21 protein-coding genes, 1 tRNA gene, 1 other RNA gene and 1 pseudogene are annotated in these 24685 nt (G+C 62.8%); 15 read left to right on the top strand and 9 right to left on the bottom strand.

Annotation, left to right across the window (positions count from 1 at the left end; translation table 11 throughout):
* Positions 1 to 83: 83 nt before the first annotated feature.
* From aroK to hemE, 6 genes are all read left to right on the top strand, one after another.
* Positions 84 to 599 carry a shikimate kinase AroK gene (aroK, locus tag H6955_14715; protein ID MCP5314806.1) on the top strand — a complete coding sequence of 172 codons (516 nt, stop codon included), beginning with the start codon at positions 84 to 86 and terminating at the stop codon, positions 597 to 599.
* A gap of 67 nt (positions 600 to 666) precedes the next feature.
* Positions 667 to 1752: a 3-dehydroquinate synthase gene (aroB, locus tag H6955_14710; GenBank protein ID MCP5314805.1), complete on the top strand. Its 1086-nt coding sequence runs from the start codon at positions 667 to 669 to the stop codon at positions 1750 to 1752.
* A complete protein-coding gene (locus H6955_14705) occupies positions 1742 to 3499 on the top strand; it encodes an SPOR domain-containing protein (GenBank protein ID MCP5314804.1) in 1758 nt (585 codons plus the stop codon). Before aroB ends, H6955_14705 begins: the two co-directional genes overlap by 11 nt.
* A gap of 284 nt (positions 3500 to 3783) precedes the next feature.
* Positions 3784 to 8433, top strand: coding sequence for a glutamate synthase large subunit (gene gltB, locus H6955_14700; GenBank protein ID MCP5314803.1), 4650 nt, complete (start codon positions 3784 to 3786; stop codon positions 8431 to 8433).
* A gap of 188 nt (positions 8434 to 8621) precedes the next feature.
* A complete protein-coding gene (locus H6955_14695) occupies positions 8622 to 10079 on the top strand; it encodes a glutamate synthase subunit beta (protein ID MCP5314802.1) in 1458 nt (485 codons plus the stop codon).
* Positions 10080 to 10199: 120 nt separating this feature from the next.
* Positions 10200 to 11270: a uroporphyrinogen decarboxylase gene (gene hemE, locus H6955_14690; GenBank protein MCP5314801.1), complete on the top strand. Its 1071-nt coding sequence runs from the start codon at positions 10200 to 10202 to the stop codon at positions 11268 to 11270.
* A 23-nt stretch (positions 11271 to 11293) separates the two neighbouring features.
* On the opposite strand, the pseudogene H6955_14685 reads toward hemE, so the two are convergent.
* The 3 genes and pseudogenes from H6955_14685 to H6955_14675 form a co-directional block, all read right to left on the bottom strand.
* Positions 11294 to 11803: pseudogene (locus H6955_14685) on the bottom strand (hypothetical protein).
* The gene (gene coq7, locus H6955_14680) at positions 11800 to 12444 is read right to left on the bottom strand and encodes a 2-polyprenyl-3-methyl-6-methoxy-1,4-benzoquinone monooxygenase (GenBank protein MCP5314800.1); all 645 of its coding nucleotides are present in this window, start codon (positions 12442 to 12444) and stop codon (positions 11800 to 11802) included. The pseudogene H6955_14685 and the gene coq7 overlap by 4 nt, the downstream one beginning before the upstream one ends.
* Positions 12445 to 12545: 101 nt before the next feature.
* Positions 12546 to 13724 (bottom strand): (Fe-S)-binding protein, encoded by a 1179-nt coding sequence (locus H6955_14675; protein MCP5314799.1) that lies wholly within the window; start codon positions 13722 to 13724, stop codon positions 12546 to 12548.
* A 46-nt stretch (positions 13725 to 13770) separates the two neighbouring features.
* Here H6955_14675 and H6955_14670 point away from each other — a divergent pair, with 46 nt between their 5' ends.
* The 5 genes from H6955_14670 to H6955_14650 all read left to right on the top strand — a co-directional run bounded on the left by H6955_14670 (position 13771) and on the right by H6955_14650 (position 16630).
* The gene (locus H6955_14670) at positions 13771 to 14097 is read left to right on the top strand and encodes an NAD(P)H-dependent oxidoreductase subunit E (protein MCP5314798.1); all 327 of its coding nucleotides are present in this window, start codon (positions 13771 to 13773) and stop codon (positions 14095 to 14097) included.
* 266 nt (positions 14098 to 14363) lie between these two features.
* On the top strand, positions 14364 to 14795 hold the full coding sequence (gene rplM, locus H6955_14665; protein MCP5314797.1) for a 50S ribosomal protein L13: 432 nt from the start codon (positions 14364 to 14366) through the stop codon (positions 14793 to 14795).
* Between the two features lie 14 nt (positions 14796 to 14809).
* Entirely contained in the window at positions 14810 to 15202 is a 393-nt protein-coding gene (gene rpsI, locus H6955_14660; GenBank protein MCP5314796.1) for a 30S ribosomal protein S9, read from the top strand.
* Positions 15203 to 15252: 50 nt separating this feature from the next.
* Positions 15253 to 15328 (top strand) — tRNA-Gln (locus H6955_14655).
* 312 nt (positions 15329 to 15640) lie between these two features.
* Positions 15641 to 16630: a porin gene (locus H6955_14650; GenBank protein ID MCP5314795.1), complete on the top strand. Its 990-nt coding sequence runs from the start codon at positions 15641 to 15643 to the stop codon at positions 16628 to 16630.
* Between the two features lie 141 nt (positions 16631 to 16771).
* On the opposite strand, the gene rpiA is transcribed toward H6955_14650, so the two are convergent.
* Complete coding sequence (rpiA, locus tag H6955_14645; protein ID MCP5314794.1) at positions 16772 to 17431, bottom strand: ribose-5-phosphate isomerase RpiA; 660 nt, start codon at positions 17429 to 17431, stop codon at positions 16772 to 16774.
* A gap of 255 nt (positions 17432 to 17686) precedes the next feature.
* Here rpiA and ilvA point away from each other — a divergent pair, with 255 nt between their 5' ends.
* Positions 17687 to 19207 (top strand): threonine ammonia-lyase, biosynthetic, encoded by a 1521-nt coding sequence (gene ilvA / locus H6955_14640; protein MCP5314793.1) that lies wholly within the window; start codon positions 17687 to 17689, stop codon positions 19205 to 19207.
* Positions 19208 to 19323: 116 nt separating this feature from the next.
* Here the strand turns inward: ilvA and H6955_14635 are convergent, their stop codons facing one another.
* The 5 genes from H6955_14635 to H6955_14615 form a co-directional block, all read right to left on the bottom strand.
* Complete coding sequence (locus tag H6955_14635; GenBank protein ID MCP5314792.1) at positions 19324 to 19695, bottom strand: hypothetical protein; 372 nt, start codon at positions 19693 to 19695, stop codon at positions 19324 to 19326.
* A 255-nt stretch (positions 19696 to 19950) separates the two neighbouring features.
* On the bottom strand, positions 19951 to 20562 hold the full coding sequence (locus H6955_14630; protein ID MCP5314791.1) for a 5-formyltetrahydrofolate cyclo-ligase: 612 nt from the start codon (positions 20560 to 20562) through the stop codon (positions 19951 to 19953).
* 151 nt (positions 20563 to 20713) lie between these two features.
* A non-coding RNA gene (ssrS, locus tag H6955_14625) (6S RNA) lies at positions 20714 to 20900 on the bottom strand.
* Between the two features lie 27 nt (positions 20901 to 20927).
* The gene (locus H6955_14620; protein MCP5314790.1) at positions 20928 to 21242 is read right to left on the bottom strand and encodes a cell division protein ZapA; all 315 of its coding nucleotides are present in this window, start codon (positions 21240 to 21242) and stop codon (positions 20928 to 20930) included.
* Positions 21239 to 21472 (bottom strand): TIGR02449 family protein, encoded by a 234-nt coding sequence (locus H6955_14615; protein ID MCP5314789.1) that lies wholly within the window; start codon positions 21470 to 21472, stop codon positions 21239 to 21241. Before H6955_14615 ends, H6955_14620 begins: the two co-directional genes overlap by 4 nt.
* 94 nt (positions 21473 to 21566) lie before the next feature.
* Between H6955_14615 and H6955_14610 the strand changes: the two genes are divergently transcribed.
* The 3 genes from H6955_14610 to ubiH are packed head-to-tail and all read left to right on the top strand — an operon-like array spanning position 21567 to position 24659.
* Positions 21567 to 22139 (top strand): UPF0149 family protein, encoded by a 573-nt coding sequence (locus H6955_14610; GenBank protein MCP5314788.1) that lies wholly within the window; start codon positions 21567 to 21569, stop codon positions 22137 to 22139.
* The gene (locus H6955_14605) at positions 22126 to 23433 is read left to right on the top strand and encodes an aminopeptidase P N-terminal domain-containing protein (GenBank protein ID MCP5314787.1); all 1308 of its coding nucleotides are present in this window, start codon (positions 22126 to 22128) and stop codon (positions 23431 to 23433) included. Before H6955_14610 ends, H6955_14605 begins: the two co-directional genes overlap by 14 nt.
* The gene (gene ubiH, locus H6955_14600; protein MCP5314786.1) at positions 23430 to 24659 is read left to right on the top strand and encodes a 2-octaprenyl-6-methoxyphenyl hydroxylase; all 1230 of its coding nucleotides are present in this window, start codon (positions 23430 to 23432) and stop codon (positions 24657 to 24659) included. The genes H6955_14605 and ubiH overlap by 4 nt, the downstream gene beginning before the upstream one ends.
* Positions 24660 to 24685 lie beyond the last annotated feature (26 nt).

The raw sequence follows: 24685 nt of genomic DNA, 5'->3' as shown, positions 1-24685 counted from the left end.
GGCTTCGCCCCGCACACGGTTTGCCGCTGAACGCGCCGGCAGTCCTCGCCTGAAACATCCACCAGCTTGTAACATTGGGCCTCATGGCCAAACCCAATCGCATTTTTCTGATCGGCCCAATGGGCGCCGGCAAGACGACTATTGGAAAGCAGCTTGCTCAGTCGCTGGGCATGACCTTCAGCGATTCCGATCAGGAGATCCAGCGGCGCACCGGTGTCGACATCCCGACCATCTTTGCTTACGAGGGCGAGGAGGGATTTCGAGTCCGCGAACAGCAGGTTATCGATGATCTGACCCAGATCGACAACCAGGTGCTGGCCACCGGTGGTGGCGCCGTGCTGCGCTCGGAAAACCGCCAGCACCTGGCGTCACGGGGTATCGTGTTTTTCCTCGAGTGTTCCCCGCGCCAGCAGTACGAACGCACCCACCGGGATCGCAACCGGCCGCTGTTGCAGACCGACGAACCCCTGCAGCGTCTCGAGGAGCTGATGCAGGTCCGTGAGCCGCTATATCGCAGTACGGCCGACTATACCGTGAGTACCGAGGGGCGTGGCGCCGTCGCGGTCGCCAACGAGATCCTGGACATCCTGCGCGGCTGACCGGCCGCATCCCGGGGGTGTAAACTCGCACCACCGTGTACCTAGTCTGCCGAGGAAACAGCCGCGAATGTCTGCCGTGCTGCGAACGCTGACGGTCGACCTGGGCGACCGCACCTACCCCATCTACATCGGTCAGGGTCTGATCGACGACCCGGAACTGTATCGCCGCCATATACATGGCACCCAAGTCATGTTGGTCAGCAACGAAACAGTCGCGCCACTGTACCTGGAGCGCGTTGCCGCGGCGCTGGCCGGTTTCAGGGTCGCTCAGGTGATTCTGCCGGACGGCGAGCAATACAAAACGCTCGGCGTGCTCGATCAGATCTACAGTGCCTTGCTTCGCAGCCGATTCGACCGTCGTTGTACCCTGGTGGCACTCGGCGGTGGCGTGGTCGGCGATATGGCGGGCTTCGCCGCGGCCAGCTATCAACGCGGGGTCAACTTTATCCAGGTGCCGACCACGCTGCTGTCTCAGGTCGATTCGTCGGTGGGCGGCAAGACGGGCGTCAATCACGCCCTGGGCAAAAACATGATCGGCGCATTCCACCAGCCGCAGTGCGTGATCGCCGATACTGTGACACTCGACACACTGCCCGATCGCGAGTTGTCGGCGGGGTTGGCCGAGGTGATCAAATATGGCTTGATCAACGACGACGAGTTCTTTGTCTGGCTGGAGGATCACATGCCGCGTCTGGTCGGGCGCGATGCCGATGCCATGGCCTACGCGATAGAGCGTTCATGTGCCGACAAGGCCGCAGTGGTCGCGGCGGACGAGCGCGAGTCCGGTATGCGGGCGCTGCTCAACCTGGGGCACACCTTCGGCCATGCGATCGAGACCGGAATGGGGTACGGGAGCTGGTTGCACGGCGAGGCAGTGGGTGCCGGGATCTGTATGGCGGCCGCGATGTCGCAGCGCCTCGGCTGGCTGGCACCGGCCGATCTGCATCGGATCGAGGCACTGGTGAAAGCCGCCGGCCTGCCGGTCAAAGGCCCGGACAATCTGTCGGCCGACCGCTTCCTCGAACTGATGGCGATAGACAAGAAGGTGATGGACGGTCAACTGCGGCTGGTGCTGCTGCGTGGAATCGGCCATGCGGTGATCAGCGGAGATTTCGACCAGGAAGCCCTGAAGCAGACGTTATATGCCGCTTGAGCCGATAGGCGACAACTACTTCGATACGGCACAGCGCGCCGAACGGCTGCAGCTGCTGCTGCACCTGCTGCGCAACACAGACGATGCGATCTACCTGCGCGCACCGTCCGGCGCCGGCAAGACCCGATTCGCGCACCGCTTGCTGGATATTCTCGGTAGCGATACGGCGACGGTGTGGATACGCGGCGGCACCGATACCGACCTCGTCGATGCGGCCGTGGATCAACTCGGACTGACAATCGGGGAGCTCGCAGACTGGCCGGGCCTGGTGTTTTCGGCACTTGGTGACCAGGATCTGCTCGTGGTGGTCGACGACGCTGACGTGCTGGCTCCACAGGCGATCGTGCAGCTCGCGGCATTGCATGCGCGCGGGGGACGGGTATTGCTGCTCGGGCACGGCGCACTCGCGCAACCGCAGGTCGATTGGGAGTTGCGCTACGTCGATCTTCCGGCGTTCGATCCCGACCAATCGATGGACTTTCTGCGCAGTTTCTCGGACGGCGACGCCGCGGCGGTCACCAACGATCTTGCTGCGGCCTTGCACCATGCTGCGCACGGCCTGCCGGGCCCGCTGCTGGACGGTCTGAACGAGGTCATGAAGCGCCGCGCGAACAAGACGACCGGCGATCGCGCGGCGGAGCCGCCGGCTGCCGTCCGCTCGCGGTGGCCGTGGGTCGCCGGCGGGGTCGTGGTCGTCCTTCTGCTCGCACTGTTGGTTTTCCAGGACCCGATCAACGCGCTGTTCGAACAAGGTCGGCAGGCGACAGGCGACACGCGCGAGGCAATGCTGTCACCGGGTTCCTCGGCCGAGGATGATTCGGCGCGTCCGCCGGCCTCACTCGCCGTGCCGGCGCCGTTGCCACCGATTACGCTGCCGGAACTCAGTTCGCGTCGTCCCCAACCGGAAGTGATCGAGCCTTCGTCTTTGGAAGAATCGATGCCGGAAAGCCCGAGCAAGCCGGGCGGCAGCACGCAGGCCGATGTGCCGACGACAAACCCTGAAACAGCGTCGCCGGTCGATCCAGCGGCGGCCACGTCGTCGCGCGACCCGGCATCGGCGCCCGGTCTGCCGGAGCCGGATGACCTGGCGACCGTCGGGCCGACGACGGCGGGCCCCGAGGAGGGGGCGGCGAACGCGATGCCGGCGATCGAATCGCCGGACCGGCCGCAGCTGCCCGGCGATACCGCCAGCGGGCCCCCTGATTCGCCCCCGGTATCGCCGTTGGCGGCTGCGCTGGCCGAATCGGAGGGCGTGGTGGTGGTCCCGCTGACCGAATACGCCACAGTCAGGCCGACGCCCGCGGAAAGCCCGCCACCGGAGACTGCCGACCCGCAATCGGCCCCGCAAAAGCCTGCCGCGGCTCCGGCCGGGAAGGTTGTCGCTCCTGAACCGGCGGCGTCGAAACCCGTTGTGGCCAGCGCGCCACCGACCGCAGCGAAACGGCCGTCGCCTGCGCCAGCCGGCGGAATGGGCTGGTTGCGCAGTCGCCGGCCCGCGCACTACACGTTGCAGCTGGTGGGTGCGCGCGATCGCGCATCGGTGGAGAAATTCATTCGCCGGTTCGGAATCGGGCAGCCGTACGCGATCTTCGAGCGCCAGCTCGATGGCCGCCCGTGGTATTCGCTGGTCGCCGGTGACTATCCGGATCGGGCCGCGGCGGTCTCGGCGCGGGAGCGCCTGGCGCCCGGGCTGGCGCGCTCCGGGGTCTGGCCCCGTACCTTCGAATCGATCCAGGGGTCGCTGTGATCGCGGCCATCGCGGCGAGCAAAATACTGGTTCGCATATTCTGATTCCATTATCCTAGCGGGTCCGGCCTGTCTGCCTGCTGCCTCCCGGCGTGCGTTAGCTAGCTGCACGCAGGGTCGGTGGACCAAATCCATGGCGTGAAATATGCAGGCCAATGCTGCGTGGGGAGCGATCGCCTCCGCGTCAGGCAATGAATCGGATCCGGGCCCGGCAGCGGGTGATTCCCGGGTGGTTTGATCGTGGTCGGGCCTCGCCGGCTGCAAAGAAAAACGATGAGGTGTGCGATGAGTTACGGTGCCTTGCCGCCGAAACACGGGTTGTACGACCCTGGTCATGAACATGACGCCTGCGGCGTCGGTTTCGTCGCGCATATCAAGGGTGAGAAACGCCATGGGATCGTCCGTCAGGGGTTGACGATTCTCGAGCGTCTGCACCATCGTGGTGCGGTTGGCGCCGACCCGCATGCCGGTGATGGTGCAGGGCTTCTGCTGCAACTGCCGGACGCGTTCTTCCGTGCCGTTGTCAGATTCGAGTTGCCGCCAGAGGGCGACTATGCGGTGGGAATGCTGTTCCTGCCGCGTGACGTGGCCGCGCGTTCCGAAGCGCAGAAAGTCGTAGAGGGCTACGTCGCCTTCGAAGGACAGCGCCTGCTCGGCTGGCGGGATGTTCCGGTCGACAATCAGGGGTTGGGGTACAGCGTGCTGCCGACCGAACCGGTGATCCGCCAGGTGTTCGTCGGCCGCGGCGATGGCTGCAATGACCAGCAGGCGTTCGAGCGGAAGCTGTTCGTGATCCGGAAACAGATCGAGAATCGCATCCGCGATTCGCTGCTCGACGGTAGAGAGGCGTTCTATTTCACGTCGTTTTCGTCGCGCACCGTGGTCTACAAGGGCATGCTGCTGGCCGGCCAGGTTGGCGAGTACTACCGCGATCTGAACGACGAACGAATGGTCTCGGCACTGGCGCTGGTGCATCAACGCTTCTCGACCAATACCTTTCCGACCTGGGACCTGGCGCATCCTTTCCGCATGATCGCGCACAACGGTGAGATCAATACACTGCGCGGCAACGTGAACTGGATGGCGGCGCGTCGCCAGTCGATGGCATCGGACATCCTCGGCAAAGACCTGGAGAAGATCTGGCCGCTGATCCCGGAGGGCCAATCGGATTCGGCGTGTTTCGACAACGCCCTCGAACTGCTGGTCGCCGGGGGCTACTCACTGGCCCACGCGATGATGATGCTGATCCCGGAGGCCTGGGCGGGCAATCCGCTGATGGACCCGGATCGCCGTGCGTTCTACCAATACCATGCGACGCTGATGGAGCCCTGGGACGGACCGGCCGCGGTCGCGTTCACCGACGGCCGGCAGATCGGCGCGACCCTGGACCGTAACGGGTTGCGCCCTGCACGGTACCTGGTCACCGACGACGATCTGGTGGTGATGGGGTCCGAGATGGGCGTGCTGCAGATCCCCGAGGAACGGATCATCAAGAAGTGGCGTCTGCAGCCGGGCAAGATGTTCCTGATCGACATGGAGCAGGGTCGGATCATTGACGACGAGGAGATCAAGGCGAGTCTGGCGACCGCCAAGCCTTATCAGGCCTGGATCGACAAAACCCATATCACGCTCCACGATCTGCCTTCCGTGGTCGGCGCGATGTCGCCCGATCCGGAAACCCTGCTCGATCGCCAGCAGGCGTTCGGCTATTCCCAGGAAGACGTCAAGTTCCTGTTGACCCCGATGATCCTCACGGGCCAGGAGGCGATCGGATCGATGGGGGCCGATAACCCGCCGGCCGTGCTGTCGAACAAGCCGAAACACCTGTCGAACTACTTCAAGCAGCTGTTCGCGCAAGTGACCAATCCGCCGATCGACCCGATCCGCGAAGAGATCGTGATGTCGCTGGTTTCGCTGATCGGCCCGCGACCCAATCTGCTGGGCCTGGACTCCGGCGGTGAAAACATGCGGCTGGAGGTCCCTCAACCGGTACTGACCAACGAAGACCTCGAGCGCATACGCAATATCGAGGACAGCTCGGATGGGGCGTTCCGCACCAAGACGCTGCGCCTGACGTTCCCGGCGAACGAAGGCGAGGCGGGCCTGGCGTGCGCCCTGGATGAGTTGTGCCACGCTGCCGAGCAGGCGGTGCGCGACGGCTTCAACATCCTGATCCTTTCCGATCGCCCGGTGGACGCGGACAATGTGCCGATCCCGGCACTGCTCGGGACCTCGGCAGTCCACCACCATCTGATCCGTCACGGCTTGCGTACCGAGTCCGGGCTGGTGGTCGAGACCGGTGCGGCGATCGAGGTGCATCATTTTGCGACCCTGGCGGGTTATGGCGCCGAGGCGATCAACCCCTACCTGGCGTTCGACACGGTACAGGCGATATTGCCATCGTTGCGCGACGCTCCGGACATCAAGGACGTGCCGGACCTCGAGGAGGCGCGCTATCGCTACGTGAAGGCGGTTGGCAAGGGTCTGCTCAAGGTGATGTCGAAGATGGGTATCTCGACCTACCAATCGTACTGCGGCGCGCAGATCTTCGATGCGGTCGGCCTGTCGTCGACCTTTGTCGACCGTTACTTCACCGGTACCTCGACCACGATCGAGGGCATCGGGCTCGAAGAAGTCGCGGCCGAGGCGGTGCGCCGGCACCGCGATGCCTACGGCGATGCGCAGATCTATCGCCGCCACCTCGACGTGGGCGGCGACTATGCGTTCCGCCTGCGCGGTGAAGGCCACGTCTGGACGCCGCACACGATCGGAAAGTTGCAGCACGCCGTGCGCAGCAACAATGCCAAGACGTTCGCGGAGTTTTCGCGCATCGTCAACGAGCAGAGCGAAAGTCTGCTGACGCTGCGCGGGCTGTTCGAGTTCCGATTTGCCAAGGATCCGTTACCGCTCGACGAGGTCGAGCCGGCCAAGGATATCGTCAAGCGCTTCGCCACCGGGGCCATGTCTTTCGGTTCGATTTCGTACGAGGCCCACTCGACCCTGGCCAGGGCGATGAACGCGATTGGCGGCAAGTCGAACACCGGGGAAGGAGGCGAGGAACCAGAACGCTTCAACCCGTTGCCGGACGGCTCGATGAATCCGGAACGCTCGGCGATCAAGCAGGTGGCCTCGGGTCGCTTCGGTGTGACCAATGAGTACCTGGTCAATGCCGACGACATCCAGATCAAGATGGCGCAGGGCGCCAAGCCCGGCGAGGGCGGCCAGCTGCCGGGCCACAAGGTCAATCAGCAGATTGCGCGGGTTCGCCACTCGACCCCGGGCGTGGGGCTGATTTCGCCACCGCCGCACCATGACATCTATTCGATCGAAGACCTCGCGCAACTGATTCACGATCTCAAGAACGTGAATCCGAACGCACGCATATCGGTCAAGCTTGTATCGGAAGTAGGGGTGGGCACGGTCGCAGCCGGCGTATCCAAGGCGCATGCGGACCACGTGACGATCGCTGGATACGATGGTGGCACCGGGGCGTCGCCGCTGACCTCGATCAAGCATGCCGGCTCACCATGGGAGATCGGCCTGGCCGAGACCCACCAGACGCTCGTGCTCAACCGCCTGCGCAGCCGCATTGCGGTACAGGCCGACGGCGGCATGCGCACCGGGCGCGATGTCGTGATCGCCGCGCTGCTCGGTGCCGACGAATTCGGTTTCGCGACAGCGCCGTTGATCGCCGAAGGCTGCATCATGATGCGCAAGTGCCATCTGAACACCTGCCCGGTCGGCGTCGCGACCCAGGATCCGGAGCTGCGCAAACGCTTCACCGGCAAGCCGGAACACGTGATCAACTATTTCTTCTTCGTCGCCGAAGAGGTCCGCCAGCTGATGTCCCAGCTCGGCTTCCGCACCGTCAATGACATGATCGGCCAGATGGACCGCCTCGACATGCGCAAGGCGGTCAATCATTGGAAGGCGCACGGTCTCGACTACAGCCGGCTGCTGACCAAGCCGCAGGCCGCAGAAGGCGATACGCTGTACTGCTCGGAGACACAGGATCACGGCCTCGACAAGGCGCTCGACAATCGCCTGATCGATCTCGCGAGCCCGGCCCTCGAAATGGGCGAGCAGGTGACGATCGATATCGACATCCAGAACGTCAACCGCACCTTCGGCGCCATGCTCTCCGGGCGGGTTGCTGAACGCTATGGTTTCGCCGGGCTGCCGGCGGACACGATCAAGATCAACGCCAAAGGCACCGCGGGGCAGTCGTTCGGCGCCTGGCTCGCGCACGGCGTGACGATCGAACTCGCCGGCGAGGGCAACGACTACGTCGGCAAGGGGCTCTCCGGCGGCAAGCTGATCATCTACCCGCCACACGAGTGCGGCATCGAGCGCGCCGAGGAGAACATCATTGTCGGTAACACGGTGCTGTATGGGGCAATCAAGGGCGAATGTTATTTCCGCGGAGTCGCGGGCGAACGTTTCGCAGTCCGCAATTCCGGGGCGACCGCGATCGTCGAGGGCGTAGGCGACCACGGTTGTGAATACATGACCGGGGGCATCGTGGTGGTTCTGGGTAGAACGGGCCGCAATTTCGCCGCCGGTATGTCGGGAGGGATCGCTTACGTGCTCGACGAGGACGAAAGCTTCGAGCAGCGCTGCAACCTGGCAATGGTCGAGTTGGAGCCGATCAAGGCGGAGGACGAAGCGCTGGAACGGTTGGCGCACCAGGGTGGCGACCTGGAAGCCCATGGTCGAGTGGACGTGTCGCACGACATGACGCGTTTCGATGCGATCCGGCTTCGTCAACTGGTCGAGGCACACCTGGCACATACCAAATCGGTCGTCGCGCAACGATTGCTGGCCGACTGGGATGCCAGTCTGCCCAGGTTCAAGAAGGTCATGCCGGTCGACTACCGGCGCGCGCTGACTGAAATGCAGGCGGAACAGCAGCAGAAGGCCAAGAGCGCCGCGTGACGAGGAAAGGCACGCCCGGAACACGGTGTCCGGGTGCCAGCGGAACACACAGCCCCCTTTCGCAGTGATTGTCCGACGGGCCACGGTAGGCCCGCCGGGTGACGCGCGGACGACACCGCGTCGCTTGACTGGGGGAGATGCAACGAGAGGGGGTGGAGCGAGGTCCACCTCGTCGGAGAACTGAAGAAATGGGCAAACCAACTGGCTTCAAAGAGATTGCGCGCCTGGACCGCAGTTATGCGCCGGTCGCCGACCGCATCACCCACTACGACGAGTTCACGATCGCACTGTCGGAAGAGCAAGTCAGCCAGCAGGGTGCGCGTTGCATGGATTGCGGGATTCCGTTCTGCCATGAAGGCTGCCCGGTAGACAACCTGATCCCGGATTGGAACGACCTGGTCTATCAGGGTGACTGGCGGGCGGCGATCGAGGTGTTGCACTCGACCAACAATTTCCCGGAGTTCACCGGTCGTATCTGTCCGGCCCCGTGCGAAGCCTCGTGTACGTTGAACATCGACGATGCACCGGTGACGATCAAGAACATCGAGCTGTCGATCGTCGAGAAGGCCTGGGAGCAGGGTTGGATCCAGCCGCAGATTGCACCGCACAAGACCGGTAAGCGCGTCGCGGTGGTCGGTTCGGGTCCGGCGGGCATGGCGGCCGCACAGCAGCTGGCACGTGCCGGCCACTCGATCTCCGTCTACGAGAAGCAAGACGGCATCGGTGGCCTGTTGCGGTACGGCATCCCGGATTTCAAGCTCGCCAAGCAGGTGATCAAGCGGCGCATGGGGCAGATGAAGGCGGAAGGGGTAAAGTTCCACGCGAACATCCACGTCGGTGGGCCCAATTTCCCGACCCAGCGTCTGCTCGACGAATATGACGCGGTCGTACTTGCTGGCGGATCGGAAAAGCCGCGCGATCTGCCGGCACCGGGGCGCGACCTCAACGGTATCCATTTCGCGATGGATTTTCTGCGCGCCAACAGCCGGGTCGTGCAGGGCGTGCCGGGTGCCGCGGAGCAGTTGATCGACGCGGCCGGCAAGCACGTCGTTGTGATCGGTGGTGGCGACACCGGATCGGACTGCATCGGCACCTCGAACCGTCACGGTGCGGCGTCGGTGACCCAGATCGAGATCCTCGACAAGCCACCGGCCAAAGAGGACAAGGGCCTGACCTGGCCGGACTGGCCGAACAGATTGCGTACCTCCTCGTCACAGGAGGAGGGCTGTGAACGCCTGTGGAACGTCACGACCAAGGCATTCCTCGGCGATGCGGACGGCAATCTGCGCGCACTGCGTTGCGCCCTGGTGCGTTGGGACCGGGACGACGAGGGGCGCTGGCAGATGTCCGAGGTGCCGGATTCCGAATTCGAACTCAAGGCCGATCTGGTCACCCTGGCGATGGGATTCGTCCACCCGGTGCACGAGGGCCTGCTCGCAGATCTCGGTGTGGCGCTGGATCCGCGCGGCAACGTTCAGGCTGCGATCGACGGCGCCGACGCCTACAAGACGTCGATCGAGGGCGTATTTTCCGCCGGCGATATGCGTCGCGGTCAGTCACTGGTGGTCTGGGCGATTCGCGAGGGTCGACAGTGTGCCAGGGCCGTCGACGAATACCTGATGGGGATGACGTCGCTGCCGCGCTGAATTCGATTCGACCGGTTGCCTGCGCGATGCCGAGCGGGCTTTGCAGGCGCCGTCGTTCGCATGAACGCGCGCTCCCTTGATATCCTTGGCGCTGTTTGCCTATCACCCGGTTGACACCGAATGTCTGAATTGAAGAACGATCGATTTCTGCGGGCGTTGCTCCGCGAGCCCGTCGATATGACCCCTGTCTGGATGATGCGCCAGGCCGGTCGTTACCTGCCCGAGTATCGCGCGACGCGCGAGAAGGCGGGCAGCTTCATGGACCTGTGCAAGAATCCGGAGCTCGCCTGCGAGGTGACGCTGCAGCCGCTGGACCGCTTTCCGCTGGATGCCGCGATCCTGTTCTCCGACATCCTGACGATTCCCGACGCGATGGGACTGGGCCTGTATTTTACCGAGGGCGAAGGTCCCCGCTTCGAGCGCCCGGTGCGTGACGCGGCGGCGATCCGTGCGCTCGGCGTGCCGGATCCGGAACAAGACCTGGGTTACGTGGTCGATGCGGTGCGCACCATCCGGCGCGAGCTCGCCGGACGGGTGCCGTTGATCGGTTTCTCCGGTAGTCCCTGGACGCTCGCGACCTACATGGTCGAGGGTGGCAGCACCAAGACCTTTGCCCGCTCCAAGGGGATGATGTACGACGAGCCGGGCCTGATGCACGAACTGCTCGCGAAGCTGGCTGACGCGGTGATCCTGTATCTCAATGCGCAGATCGCAGCCGGTGCCCAGGCAGTGATGATCTTCGATACCTGGGGCGGGACCCTGACACCGCGCGACTACCGCAGCTTTTCACTGGCCTACATGCAGCGCATCGTCGAGGGGCTGACCCGCGAAGCCGATGGCCGCAGGGTGCCGGTGATCCTGTTCACCAAGGGCGGTGGCCAGTGGTTGGAATGGATGGCCGATACCGGGAGTGATGCGCTAGGCCTCGACTGGACGCTCGATATCGGCGACGCGCGGGCACGCGTTGGCAGGCGGGTCGCCCTGCAGGGCAATCTCGATCCCTGTACGTTGTACGCCTCTCCGGATGCGATCCGACGTGCAGTCGGCGAGATCCTGGCGAGCTACGGTGCCGGTTCGGGTCACGTGTTCAACCTGGGCCACGGCATCCATCCGGCGATCCCCCCGGAACACGCGGCAGCGATGATCGACGCCGTGCACGAACAGAGTCGTCCCTACCACACCGCCACCTGAGCCGCGCGGATGTTGGGTCCGGCTCACCAGAGTGGTTTGCCGGCGGCCAGCAGTCGTTCGACGTGTTCGCGGAAAGCCGGCGGACCGTGGGCGCTGAACAGTTGTTCGCGCTGGTAGACGCCCTGCTCCTTGACCTGTTCGGAAAACAACAGGGGCCTACCCTGTTGTTGTGCGAAGCGCTTGAGCCAGTCGAGCGCGCGTGGTGGTATGCGGTGTCCGACCGGTACCGCGGCGTCCACCGGCAGTCCGTTCCAGCGCGTCCGGTTGAAGATCACGATGACCTTGGCACGGTCGGGTTTCATCCAGTCGGGTAGCGGACTGCCAGGCACCACCCAGCCACAGTTGAAATTGATACAAGGATCACGGGGACGGTTCGCATAGTCGTCGCAACCTTGGCCGGTGCTGTGTGGACAGGGGTGCCCGGGATAAACCGCGTGGCCGTTGATCACCATCTGTACCTAGCCGTCGCAACAGGCTGTGCAGGGTTGGCATTCGCGCCGGTTGGGATCGTTGCGTTGCGCTGAACGGGTCAAATCCGGTACACCGCCGTCGTCATGATCTTGGCCGTCGCCTGCATCAGGCGCCGCACCGGCGTCGGGAGGTCGATCCCACCGAAACGCCGGGCCTTCTGGCCGTGCTCGATCTCATCGGCCTTCATCTGCTCGAGTACTGCGCGGGTGCGCTGGTCGCCTTCGGGGATCTCGTTCAGGTGTTCGTCCAGGTGGCCCTCGACCTGTTTCTCGGTCTCCGCAACAAACCCAAGGCTCCACTTGTCCCCGGCGATGCCGGCGAGCGCGCCGATCGCGAACGAACCGGCATACCACAGCGGATTGAGCAGGCTGAGGCGTCCACCCAGCTCATCGACGCGCCGCTCGCACCAGTCGAGGTGGTCGTTTTCTTCGGCGGCGGAACGTTGCATGCTGTCGCGCACCGCCGGGTCTCGCGCGGTCAGCGCCTGTCCCTGATAGAGTGCCTGGGCGCATACCTCGCCGGTATGATTGATGCGCATGAGGCGCGCGATGTGATCGCGCTGGGCATCCGTCAATTCGGTCTCGGCGACGCCGTCACTTGGGTTGCGGCGCTCGGTCACCAATGGGCGTCCCATCAGGGTGCGCAGCGCCTGGTCGACGTTGATCAGGAGGCTGTCGGTCGCCGTGTATTCTCTGCTGCGCATCGCATGGGTCTCAGGCGTTCGGTTTGGGAGTTCGGTCGGTGGGCGGGCGTCGGGCCCTGAATCAACCGTGGATCGAAAGCGACGCTATCGCACCCGCACGGCTATTTCAATTGTTCGGCCAACAGCTCGACCGGGTGCAGCACGTGAACCGGCAACGGGTTTTCCCTCAGTCCGTCAGCCAGGTGCATCGCGCAGCCGATATTGCTGGTCAGCAACGATTCGCTGCCGAGCGCGACGAACTGCGCAAGCAGCGGCTTGCGCAGCTGTTGCGCGGTATGTGGATGCCTCAGCATGTAGTCTCCGGCGGCGCCGCAACACTGGCCTGCTTCGCCGAGCGCTTCGACCCGGAGTTGCGGAATCAATGCCAGTAACTCCCGTGCCCATTTTTCACCCCGGTAGACATTCTGAACGCTGCACGGTGTGTGCAGGGCCACGCTTCGATTGCTCGGCCGGAAGTCGTCTGCGCTGAGCCGGCCTTGCTCGATCAGGAACCGGTTGATGTCGTAGTGCGGCGCCGGCAGCGCCGGTGCGTAGTCGTCGAGGTGGATGCCACAACCGCTGGCGACGCTCACGATGGCATCGAAACCGCCGTCTAGGGCGCGTCGATTGCGTTCCGCGAGTTGTGCTGCGCGTCGGGTATCGCCGGCATGCTGAGCGAGGGCGCCGCAACACCCTGGCTCGGTGACGATGGAAACGGTGAATCCGACGCGTCGCAAAAGCGTCAGCGCCGCGCCCAGCGTACCCGGCTGCTGCGCGGAACCGGCGCAACCGACAAACAGCGCGATCCTCCCGCGCCGGGCTTCACCGAGGGGAGGGTAGTCGCCGGGTGCCGGTGCGGCCCCCCGAATGGGCAAAGCGCGGGCAAGGCGGTGCATGCGCTGCAGCGCACCGAACGGTCGTGACAGGCCAAGGGGCAACAGCCGGGCCAGCCGGGTTCCCAGCCGCATGACGCCTGGACGGTCTAGCCAGCGCAACGGAAACGGGACCTGATGTGGTGTCCTGGCGCGCACCGTGTCGATCAAGTGGCCGTAGCGTACCTTGGATGGGCAGACCCGTTCGCAGCGTCGGCATGCCAGGCAGCTGTCCAGGTGGCGCATCAACGGTGCATCGGCGCTCAGGCGGCCACCGACCAGTCCTTCGATCAATGCGATGCGGCCCCGTGGAGACTCGTTTTCGTTGGTACGCAGGCGGTAGGTTGGGCATTCCGGCAGACACAAGCCGCACTTTACGCAGCGATCCAGTTCCAGTTTGAGTCGTTGGTCGGGTTCAGGTCTCGGCATGCCCTATATAATGCGACCACGATTTGGGCCTTGTCTGGGTTCTTGCATGAGTTATTTCTCTCATCACGTGTTCTTTTGCACCAACAAGCGCGACGACGGCAGCCAGTGTTGCACTCAATGCGGTGCCCAGGAGGCCCGCGACTACGTCAAACAACGTTGCAAGGAGCTCGGGATCAGCGGACCGGGCAGGGTGCGCATAAACAATGCGGGATGTCTCGACCGCTGCGCGCTGGGGCCGGTGATCGTCGTGTACCCCGAAGCGGTCTGGTACACCTATGTGGACCGTCAGGACCTGGACGAGATCATCGACCGGCACTTGGTGAATGGCGAGATTGTCGAGCGCCTACAACTCGGCGCCTTGCCGCTCCCCTGAATGTGGTTCCTGGGCCACGGATGCGATCAAAGCACCGTGGAGGGGTTGACATGCATTTCATTATATACGAATATGCACACATACCGATTCAATTGGATCGGTTGTCCTCCATCCTCCTTTGGTGGTTATTATTGAGCGCGACATCCCCCGTCGCGCTTTTTTTTGCTTTGCGTTTGGAATGAAACGCTTGCCTGGTCGTTGATTCCTCGGTAACATGCGCGCCCTTTCGTGACACAGCGTAAACTCCTCGTCCGGAGCAGGATTCAATGAGCACCACGGTAAGCGCAAAGCCCGCCGAAGTCCGCCGGGAATGGTATCTCGTCGATGCTGAAGGCAAGACCCTCGGTCGCCTCGCGTCGGAGATCGCCCGCAGATTGAAAGGCAAACACAAGCCAATTTTCACGCCGCACGTCGACACTGGCGACTACATCGTGGTGGTCAACGCGGAAAAGGTCGCGGTCACCGGTAACAAGCTGAAAGACAAGATGTACCATCACGTTACCGGCTACGTCGGCAACCTGAAGTCGATCAGCCTGGAAAAACAGTTGCAGAAGGCACCGGAGCGTGTCATCGAGACCGCTGTGCGCGGGATGTTGCCGCGCAATCCGCTCGGGCGCGCAATGATGAAGAAACTGCGTATCTTTAGCGGGCCTGAGCACAAGCACCAGGCGCAGCAGCCGAAGCCGCTGGATATCTGAGGACGATTCTACACATGGCACAGCAGATGAATTACGGTACCGGCCGACGCAAGACCTCGACGGCTCGTGTATTTCTGAGCCGCGGCAACGGCGACATCACCGTCAACGGGCGCCCGCTGGACAAATTCTTCGGTCGCGAGACGGCCCGCATGGTGGTGCGCCAACCACTGGTGGTGACCGAGATGGCCGACAAGTTCGATGTCAACGTCACGGTTTCCGGCGGTGGGACCACCGGCCAGGCTGGCGCGATCCGTCACGGCATCGCGCGCGCGCTGGCGGAACACGACGAGAGCATGCGGTCGCCGTTGCGCCGGGCGGGCTTCCTGACCCGCGACGCGCGCATGGTCGAGCGTAAGAAGGTCGGACTGCATAAGGCGCGCAAGCGTCCGCAATACTCGAAGCGCTGATCCAGCCTGCGAGAAGATCGATCCCGGGGGCCCCGAGCCCCCGCTTCTATTGGGGCGTAGCTCAATTGGCAGAGCGACGGACTCTGACTCCGTAGGTTCGAGGTTCGACCCCTCGCGCCCCAGCCATTCGGTGAAATGACACATTGCCAGCCCTCCGCCGGAGCTGTGGTTGGGGTTTGCTCCATGGCGGGGCAGCGGTATCCGCAATGGACCGCGGCTCAATCGCTAAAGCCCTTTAGAATCCGACCGTAACTGTAAGCAAGAACGTAAGTTTCTGTTTTTCAGTCACTTGCAGAAATCGAAGGTGTTTCATTTTTGCAACGACGTCTCCCGGTGTGGATTTTTTACAAAAATTGCTTGCTTTGTCGCATGGGAACCACTAGTATTCTGCCTGCACAGCTATTTCTTTTTAACCAAACCTCTTTACGGGAGTCCTCAATGAACAAAAAGCTTATCGCTGCAGCCATCGTCGCTGCTGTCGTGGCTGCCCCGGCTGCTTTCGCCGATTCAGTCGTCTACGGTCGCGCGCACGTGTCCGTCGATATGAACGACGAAGAAAGCTTTGGTGACAAAGACAACTACGAAGTCAACAGCCGTTCGTCGCGCCTCGGCTTCAAGGGGTCGGAAGATCTGGGTAACGGCCTCAAGGCTATCTACCAGTTCGAGTTCGGTATCGACGTTGACGACAACGCGGGCATCAATGGCGGCCGCAATACCTTCGTCGGCCTGGCCGGCGACTGGGGTACCTTCCTCGTCGGCAAACACGACACCCCCCAGAAAGTCGCCTTCTATGCCGCCGGCAACGAGCGTCTGGGTGACTCGATTGTTGACCTCAACCTGAGGAACTGCGACTTCTCGCGCCAAGGCAGTGCTCCGATCGGAGTGTTTCACGAGTGCCGCGCAGATAACGCGATTGCCTATGTTTCTCCGAGCTTCGGCGGTTTCTCTGTTGCAGGTGCAGTTGTTCCGGGTGAAGCTACCGACGGCGACTCTGCCGACCTGAACGATGCCTACTCTGTTGGCGCCATGTTCAGCAGCAACGGCCTGAGGGCCAGCGTCGGCTACACTGATTACAACGATCTGCCGGGTGCGACGGATGTTGATGTTCTGCAGGTGGGTGCGAGCATGACCATGAATGCCTTTAGCATCGGAGCTCAGTACGAGACCTCGGATCTCGATGGCACCGATTATGACGCGTGGGCAGTGACCGGCAAGTTCACCTTCGGTAACAATGCTGTGAGCGTTCTGTACACTGACTCCGATATGGAAGACACCTACGATACCAGTGGTTGGGGTTTGGCCGCAGAGCATAATTTCAGCAAGCGTACCAAAGTCTACGCGGCTTATGCGTCGGCCGAGCAGGACAACGAAGGTGGCAGCAGCACCGACGACGACGTCTTCTCGCTGGGTATGATCCACGACTTCTGATTTCCGAATCAGACGGCAGTGATCTGGAACGGGGCCTTCGGGCCCCGTTTTTCTTAGTACCGCGATGGTGTTTCGACAGGCGAACTGGCAGCGAACTGCGCGACTGGGCGCGCGCCAGTCGCGATCGGGCCTGACGAGTGCTCAGGGCTGAACGATGCGCGGTCCGTCGGGCGTGCCGAGGATCAAGACGTCGGCCGGGCGGTGTGCAAAGATGCCGACAGTCACGACGCCGGCCAGCTGGTTGATCTGGGTCTCGAGCTTCATCGGCTCCATGATCTCCATGTCGTGCACGTCGAGGATGAGATTGCCGTTGTCGGTCACGAAACCTTCGCGCAGCACAGGCGTGCCGCCGAGTGCGACCAACTCGCGCGCGACATAGCTGCGAGCCATTGGTATCACCTCTACCGGCAACGGAAACTTTCCGAGGATGTCGACCAGCTTGCTTTCGTCGGCAATGCATACGAACTTTTTACTCGCCGCCGCGACGATTTTCTCCCGGGTCAATGCGCCACCGCCGCCCTTGATGAGCTGGAGTTGTCGGTTGGACTCGTCGGCGCCGTCCACATAGACCTCCAGGCCGCCGGTGGCGTTCAGGTCCAGAACCGGTATGCCAAGTTTCTTCATGCGTTCGGTCGAGGCCTCGGAGCTCGACACGGCGCCTTCGAAGCGACCTTTCACCGCCGCGAAGGCGTCGATAAAGTGATTGACCGTCGACCCGGTGCCGACACCGATGATGCCGCCCTGGGGCAAGAATTGGATGGCCGCCTCGGCTGCCTGTCGTTTCATTTCGTCTGCGTTCATATGTCTCCTCACGATTCAGGCCGGTTGCCTGTGCTTCATGCCGGCGGCAGACGTTATCACCGAAGCACGACGACGGGCCACTGCGATATCGACGTCGGGTGCGGGACCATGATGCTGTCGGGCCCGAAGTGAGGCAGCGCGCGATGCGGCACTGACATACACTAGGGTGTGCCGGTCGTACCGCGACTGGCGCGAGAACACCGCGACCCGGCGGTTGTCGCCGCGTGGCGTCACGTCTGACCCCCAACAACGAACATGTCAAGAAACTACATAGAACGAATACTCAGGGCGCGCGTCTACGACGTGGCGGTCGAGTCGCCCCTGCAGGTGGCAACGCGACTTTCGTCGCGGACCGGCAACCGGGTGTTGCTGAAGCGCGAGGACGAGCAGCAGGTGTTCTCGTTCAAACTGCGTGGCGCCTATAACAAGATTTACCAGCTTCCCGAGGAACTGCGCACTCGGGGCGTGGTGGCGGCATCGGCTGGCAATCATGCCCAAGGCGTCGCCCTCGCCGGTCAGCGCCTGGGCGTCAGCACCACCATTGTGATGCCAGTGACCACGCCGGGGATCAAAGTGGAAACGGTGCGTCGTCTCGGTGGCAAGGCGGTGCTGCAGGGAGATTCCTACGACGATGCCTACGCACACGCTATGCATCTTTCGAAGGAGCGTGAGCTGACATTCATCCATCCGTTTGATGATCCCGACGTGATTGCTGGCCAGGGCACGATCGGTATGGAGATCCTTCGCCAGCATGCCGACCCGATCCATGCGGTCTTCGTACCGGTTGGTGGTGGCGGCCTGATCGCCGGTGTCGCGGCGTACATCAAACACGTACGTCCCGACATCAAGGTGATCGGCGTCGAGCCCGATGATGCGCCGACTCTGGAGCGGGCGATGGCCGCGGGGAGGCGTGTGGTATTGCCGCGTGTCGGCCTTTTTGCAGACGGTGTCGCGGTGCGTCAGATCGGTAGTGAAACCTTTCGTATCGCGCGCAAGCTGGTCGACGAGGTGTTGTTGGTAAGCACCGACGAGATCTGTGCGGCGATCAAGGACGTATTTGACGACACCCGCAGTGTCGCCGAGCCGGCCGGTGCGCTGGCGATTGCGGGCATCAAGAAATATGTCGCGCGCGAAGGTGTTTCCGCACAGACGCTCATCGGTATCCTCAGCGGCGCCAACGTAAACTTCGATCGCCTACGGCATATCGCCGAGCGTGCGGAGGTGGGTGAGCAACGCGAGGCGTTGCTTGCGGTCCAGATACCCGAAAAGCCGGGTAGCTTCCTTGCCTTTTGCCGGGCCCTGGGTAAGCGCAGTATCACCGAGTTCAACTATCGGTACTCGGATCAGCAGCGTGCGCAGGTGTTTTGCGGGGTCGAACTGCGCAATGGTATGGCCGAGCGCAAAGAACTGCTCGCACAGTTGGTCGAACGGGGCTTCGAGGTCGTCGATCTGACCGACAACGAGACCGCGAAGCTGCACATCCGCTATATGGTGGGTGGCCATGCCCCTCAGGCGATAGACGAGAAGCTGTTCCGTTTCGAGTTCCCCGAACGCCCGGGCGCGCTGCTGGATTTTCTCAAAGGCCTGTCGCGCGGCTGGAATATCAGCCTGTTCCACTACCGGAATCACGGTGCCGCATACGGCAGGGTCCTGGTCGGGCTGCAGTTGGGCAGCAAGGCGGTTCGCGAGTTCCGGAGCTATCTGCAGACAAGCGGGTATGCCTACAGCGAGGAAACCGACAATCTCGCGTACAGGCTGTTCGCGAAGGGCGGATGACGCACCATAGCGTCGTCGACCGCAGGTAATTGCCGGTGTGATGCGGGACTGCGGAGCACACTAATACGAAAAGGCCCGACGGAATTGTCGGGCCTTTTCGTTCAGTTGACGATCAATCAACCTTTCCTACGCGGCGTAACCTTACGGGGCCTCGCCGCTACCTTCTTTTTTGCTGCGGCTTTCTTCCTGGGTGCAGCCTTTTTCTTGGCAGCGGCTTTCTTCCTTGGCGCTGCCTTTTTCTTGGCCGCCGCTTTCTTCTTCGCGGCTGCCTTCTTCTTCGGAGCTGCCTTCTTCTTCGCAGCTGCCTTTTTCTTCGGAGCTGCCTTCTTCTTCGCAGCTGCCTTCTTCTTCGGAGCTGCCTTCTTCTTCGCAGCTGCCTTCTTCTTCGGTGCTGCTTTCTTCTTCGCAGCGACCTTCTTCCTGGTTGCCGTAGTCTTCTTCTTAACTACGGACTTCTTCTTGGCGGATGCCTTCTTCTTGACTGCCATATACCCCCTCCGGTTGAACAGGTGCCATAGACCATGGCTTGAGTATAAACAAGGAAAACAAAAATACTAGTTTGTCAACGGCTGTATCGACGTTTGCATTCAAGGCTTTAGAAAAATATTTGCTCTGCGCTTTATCGCGCATTGCGTTTCGCACGATGTATAGCGTGTGAAACGCATGTGACGACGTTTTCCAACCGGGTCTCTACAAGCGACTGCTTGGTTCTGTTTGATTGAATGGAAGTTGCGTTCGGTGCTTCAAGAAAGCGTTCGGCTTTCCTTGTTGACCGAGTAAATCGAACGTTCAGTGACGACCGCATCGAGCGGAACATCCCACGCGTTGATCTGAATGCGATCGACCCGTTGAAGTTCGAGTGCCAAGCCCAGCAGATAGGGACGCCGAACGTGACGCAAGCGGCGTACGAAGGCAAAACTGCGGTCGTAGTACCCGCCACCCATGCCGAGTCGGTGGCATTGATCGTCGAAGCCGAGCAAGGGAACGATCACCAGGTCGAGTTGCCGCGCGCTGTGATGTCGGCAGCGGCGCAGCCCGGGCTCGGGTATGTCGAACCGGTTACGGACCAGTCGATCGCCGGGTTGCCACTGACAGAACCACAGCCGTCCCGACAGGAAAGGGTGCAGGACCGGCAGGAAACAGCGCTTCCCCTTACGTGCTGCGGTGCGTAGCAGTGGCATCGGGTCGAGTTCGCCTTTGCTTCCGACATAGGCCGCAACGCGCTTGGCGCGCCGAAACGCCGGGTGTCTGGCGATTCGATCCAGTGCGCGCGAGGTGGCTTCGCTGCGCGTCTGTTCGGAAATGGCTTGGCGCAGCTGTCGCAGGCGCCGGCGCAGGGCGTGTTGGTCGGCCATGATTTCGCTCGATTTCGACCCTCTGTATGGGGCGGCGGTCATTGGTCGGGGGTGCTTTCATTGTATCGAGTCGGCAGACGGTGCCGGTCCCTGCTGAAAGCATCACAGCGGAATCGCAAAGAGGGCGGTCGCGCGGAGGACGGTAGGAGCGGCATCCCCCGCAAGTGCCGGTGCCTGCCGTAATCCTTGAACCGTGAGGTTCAAGTGGGACCGAAGCGGTGCCTCAGGCTTTCCGCTGCGAGGCGGACATGCACACTGGCTGCCGTAACCCGGCCCCGGGGTGCGTAAGCATAGGCTCAAGGGAACATCGGGCCGGCTGCCGAACACCACAGGGGATGCCTGGCTAAAGACTAAACCCGAATCGGTCAGAGTTCCAGCTGTGTGCTGTCGTTGAGCGCGATCTCGATTCGTTCGCGCAGGGCGCGGATGCGCTTGTTGGACGAGCTGGCGGCCGAATCCTGCTCGGATTTTTCCTGGAGGAGTTCGTGTGCGAGGTTCAGCGCGACCATCACCGCAATTCGGTCCGTACCTATGACCTTCCCCGTGCCGCGGACTTCGCGCATGCGTGTGTCGAGAAAACGTGCTGCGGATATCAGTTCGTCTTCGGTCCCGGGTTCACACGCGATTCGGTATTCCTTGCCGAGGATGCTCACCGCCACGGGCTGGTTGGGATTGCTCACGCCTCGTCCTCCAGGCGCTTGAGGCGCTCGATCATGTCCTCGACGCGATGTTTGGCCTGGTCGTTGCGGGTCACAAGCTGGTCGCGTTCGGCCAGCAGTTCCTGTTCACGGGCACGCAGCGTCTTGTTTTCGTCCTTGAGGTGCGTGCAGGCGCGGATCAACTCTTCGACCCGCACTTCGAGCGCACGCAGATCCTGCTCGAGGACACCTTGTTTTTCGTTGGTCGCCATAGCTGCACTGAATATAGTTTCGCGCGCTCAGTCGGGTCAATGGTGGCGCATGATAGGATGCGCCTGTTTTCGGACATCAACTGCGATCTGGCGAATGTCGGCTATCGACGACGAACGGCTTCCCGAGTACTTCGACCTTCAGGCGGCGCTGCGCCGGTGCGGCGTTGCGCAGGGGCCCGCCGAAGTGCAGGGATTCGCACTCGGGCTGCAGTGTGGGCAGGTGAGCGAACCGCGACGCGTGTGGCGTGAGGAACTGTATTCTGACCTGGATCCCGCCGACGTGCTTGCCGAAGAATGCCGCAGGGCCCTGGACCGGGTGTTCGACGCGGCTTTTCAGGACACATCGGACACGCCTTTCGAACTCACGCTGCTGTTGCCACGAGACATCGAGGTCAACAGCGTGCGGTTGGGTGCCCTGCGCGACTGGTGCCAGGGCTTTCTGTACGGCTTCGGGCTGGGTGGTGAGCGGCTGCGGCACGGTTTGTCAGCGCAGACCCAGGAACTGCTGCACGACATCACGGAATTCACCCGGGTTGATACCGAGAATGTCGACAACAGCGAACAGGACCAGGCATCACTGATCGAGGTCGAAGAGTATCTGCGCGAGGCGGTTTTGCTGATTCGGGACGATACGCAACTCGAGCGGGGCGGCGATGAACCCAAGTGAATTCAAACGTCGGCGGCGGCAGCTGATGCGGATGATGGGTAACGACAGCGTGGCCATCCTGCCGACCGCCCGCGAAGTGATCCGCAACCGGGACGTCCACTACGAATTCCGACCGGACAGCGATTTCTACTATCTCACCGGCTTTCCGGAACCCGAAGCAGTCCTCGTCTTGGTGCCCGGACGTCCGCAGGGCGAGTTCATCCTGTTTTGCCGCGAGAAGGATCCGACCAAGGAACTGTGGGACGGGTACCGTGCCGGGCTGGAGGGGGCGGTGGCCGAATACGGTGCCGACGATGCCTTTCCGATCACCGATCTGGACGACATCCTGCCGGGCCTGCTCGAAGAACGCGAGCGTGTGTTCTTTGAGATGGGATCCGACCCAGGGCTCGACAAACGCGTATCGGATTGGGTCGGACAGGTGCGCGCGCGGGCGCGTGCCGGGGTCCATGGTCCGATCGAGTTCCTCGCGCTCGATCATTTTCTGCACGATATGCGCCTCTACAAGAGTCGCTCCGAAGTGGCGACGATGCGCCGTGCGGCCCGCCTATCGGCGGGGGCGCACTGTGAACTGATGCGCCGCTGCCAGCCCGGCATGTACGAATATCAGCTGGCCGCGCTGTTCAGTCACCACTGTCGGATGGCGGGTGCGGCGCATCTGGCATACCCGTCGATCGTCGGCGGCGGCAACAACGCCTGCGTGCTGCACTACGTCGAAAACCGCGACACCTTGCAGTCCGGTGATCTGGTGCTGATCGATGCCGGTTGCGAGGTGGATTGCTACGCGTCCGACATCACCCGGACCTTTCCGGTCAGCGGCCGTTTCAGCGATGCGCAGCGCAGCCTCTACGAGCTGGTGCTCGAGGCGCAGCTCGCGGCGATCGACAAGGTACGTGCGGGCAATCATTGGAACGATCCGCATCAGGCTGCGGTACGGGTACTCACCAAGGGTCTGTTGAAGCTCGGCCTGCTGCGCGGCACCCTGGCGAAGGCGCTGAAGGCGCAGGCGTATACGCGCTTCTACATGCATCGGACCGGTCATTGGCTGGGCATGGACGTGCACGATGTGGGTGACTACAAGGTCGACGGGCACTGGCGCGAGCTTGAACCCGGGATGGTGCTGACCATCGAGCCGGGTCTGTATATCCCCCACGGCAGCAAGGGGGTGGCAAAGAAATGGCAGGGAATCGGCATCCGCATCGAGGACGATGTCCTGGTGACCTCCGGTGACCCTGACGTCCTGACCCGTGATGTGCCGAAATCGGTCGAACAGTTAGAGTCCATGATGGCCCAATGAGCGGCGCGCGGCGTTACGATCTGATCGTCGTGGGTGGCGGCATGGTAGGCGCCAGCCTGGCGATCGCGCTCGCCGGGCGCGGGCTGCGCGTCGCGCTGATCGAGGCGCATGCGCTCGGCGGCGACACGCCGCCCTGTTATGACGATCGGGCGATTGCGCTTGCCTACGGCACGCGACGTATTTTCGAAGCGATCGACGTGTGGCCGGCGCTGCATGACCGGGTTCAGGCGATCCGGCACATCCATGTCTCGGATCGCGGGCACTTCGGCATCACGCGTCTGCATGCCGACGACGAGGGGGTGCCGGCGCTCGGGTACGTGGCGACCGCGCGGGAACTCGGCGGCGTGTTGCTGCAGCGCCTGGCCCTCGATGATGCGCTCGAGGTATTCGCGCCGGCGCGAGTCGTCCGTTTCGAGGACCACAGCGAGCAGGTCAGTGTCGAGATAGAGACCGGCGGCGTGGTCAGGACACTGGAGTGTGGTCTGTTGGTCGCGGCCGATGGCGGCAATTCAATGATTCGGGAACAGCTCGCGCTGCCGGTCGTGCGCTGGCAATATGGCCAGTCGGCTGTGGTCAGCAACGTCACGCCGGGCCGCGCACACGGCGATGTGGCCTATGAACGGTTCACCGAAACCGGGCCGCTCGCTATGCTGCCGATGACCGAGCAGCGCTGCGCAGTGGTGTGGACAGTGCGCAACGAGGATGTCGAGGCGGTATTGGCACTCGATGATGGCCAGTTTCTCGATGCCCTACAGATGCGGTTCGGGCAGCGCCTCGGACGCTTTCGGCGTGTCGGGCGACGCGCGGCGTATCCTCTGCAGCTGTTGCGGGCGCGGCGATCGGTACGTGGACGGGTAGCGGTGATCGGCAATGCGGCACACACTCTGCATCCCATCGCCGGACAGGGCTTCAATCTCGGGATCCGTGATGTCGCCGCATTGGCCGAGGTGGTCGATGCGGCGAAGCGGGCGGGGGGCGACGTCGGGAGTCCGGCGGTGCTGAAGCGCTACGCGAGTTGGCGGGATGCAGAGCAACGCCATGTCGCGCTGGCCACCGACGGGCTCGCACGCTTGTTCAGCAATCCGCTGTCGGCGGTCCGCTGGGGCCGCAATCTGGGATTGCTGGCGATGGAGTTGCTGCCTGGCCTGAAGCACCCACTGGCACGTGGAGCTATGGGGATTCTGGGGCGCCAGCCGCGGCTCGCCCGGGGGGTACGGCTTGACTGAACACGCGCACGAGGTCGTCGTGGTCG

It is taken from the genome of Chromatiaceae bacterium (genome assembly GCA_024235395.1).
Classification (GTDB): Bacteria; Pseudomonadota; Gammaproteobacteria; order Chromatiales; family Chromatiaceae; genus Thiosocius.
The sequence above is the reverse complement of the archived record's forward strand: the minus strand, read 5'-3'. Positions and strand labels throughout refer to the sequence as shown.

Bases quoted from the DNA above. Each gene is read 5' to 3' on its own strand.
- aroK (MCP5314806.1), top strand. From the start codon at position 84: ATGGCCAAACCCAATCGCATTTTTCTGATCGGCCCAATGGGCGCCGGC.
- aroB (MCP5314805.1), top strand. From the start codon at position 667: ATGTCTGCCGTGCTGCGAACGCTGACGGTCGACCTGGGCGACCGCACC.
- H6955_14705 (MCP5314804.1), top strand. From the start codon at position 1,742: ATGCCGCTTGAGCCGATAGGCGACAACTACTTCGATACGGCACAGCGC.
- gltB (MCP5314803.1), top strand. From the start codon at position 3,784: ATGAGTTACGGTGCCTTGCCGCCGAAACACGGGTTGTACGACCCTGGT.
- H6955_14695 (MCP5314802.1), top strand. From the start codon at position 8,622: ATGGGCAAACCAACTGGCTTCAAAGAGATTGCGCGCCTGGACCGCAGT.
- hemE (MCP5314801.1), top strand. From the start codon at position 10,200: ATGTCTGAATTGAAGAACGATCGATTTCTGCGGGCGTTGCTCCGCGAG.
- coq7 (MCP5314800.1), bottom strand. From the start codon at position 12,444: ATGCGCAGCAGAGAATACACGGCGACCGACAGCCTCCTGATCAACGTC.
- H6955_14675 (MCP5314799.1), bottom strand. From the start codon at position 13,724: ATGCCGAGACCTGAACCCGACCAACGACTCAAACTGGAACTGGATCGC.
- H6955_14670 (MCP5314798.1), top strand. From the start codon at position 13,771: ATGAGTTATTTCTCTCATCACGTGTTCTTTTGCACCAACAAGCGCGAC.
- rplM (MCP5314797.1), top strand. From the start codon at position 14,364: ATGAGCACCACGGTAAGCGCAAAGCCCGCCGAAGTCCGCCGGGAATGG.
- rpsI (MCP5314796.1), top strand. From the start codon at position 14,810: ATGGCACAGCAGATGAATTACGGTACCGGCCGACGCAAGACCTCGACG.
- H6955_14650 (MCP5314795.1), top strand. From the start codon at position 15,641: ATGAACAAAAAGCTTATCGCTGCAGCCATCGTCGCTGCTGTCGTGGCT.
- rpiA (MCP5314794.1), bottom strand. From the start codon at position 17,431: ATGAACGCAGACGAAATGAAACGACAGGCAGCCGAGGCGGCCATCCAA.
- ilvA (MCP5314793.1), top strand. From the start codon at position 17,687: ATGTCAAGAAACTACATAGAACGAATACTCAGGGCGCGCGTCTACGAC.
- H6955_14635 (MCP5314792.1), bottom strand. From the start codon at position 19,695: ATGGCAGTCAAGAAGAAGGCATCCGCCAAGAAGAAGTCCGTAGTTAAG.
- H6955_14630 (MCP5314791.1), bottom strand. From the start codon at position 20,562: ATGGCCGACCAACACGCCCTGCGCCGGCGCCTGCGACAGCTGCGCCAA.
- H6955_14615 (MCP5314789.1), bottom strand. From the start codon at position 21,472: ATGGCGACCAACGAAAAACAAGGTGTCCTCGAGCAGGATCTGCGTGCG.
- H6955_14610 (MCP5314788.1), top strand. From the start codon at position 21,567: ATGTCGGCTATCGACGACGAACGGCTTCCCGAGTACTTCGACCTTCAG.
- H6955_14605 (MCP5314787.1), top strand. From the start codon at position 22,126: ATGAACCCAAGTGAATTCAAACGTCGGCGGCGGCAGCTGATGCGGATG.
- ubiH (MCP5314786.1), top strand. From the start codon at position 23,430: ATGAGCGGCGCGCGGCGTTACGATCTGATCGTCGTGGGTGGCGGCATG.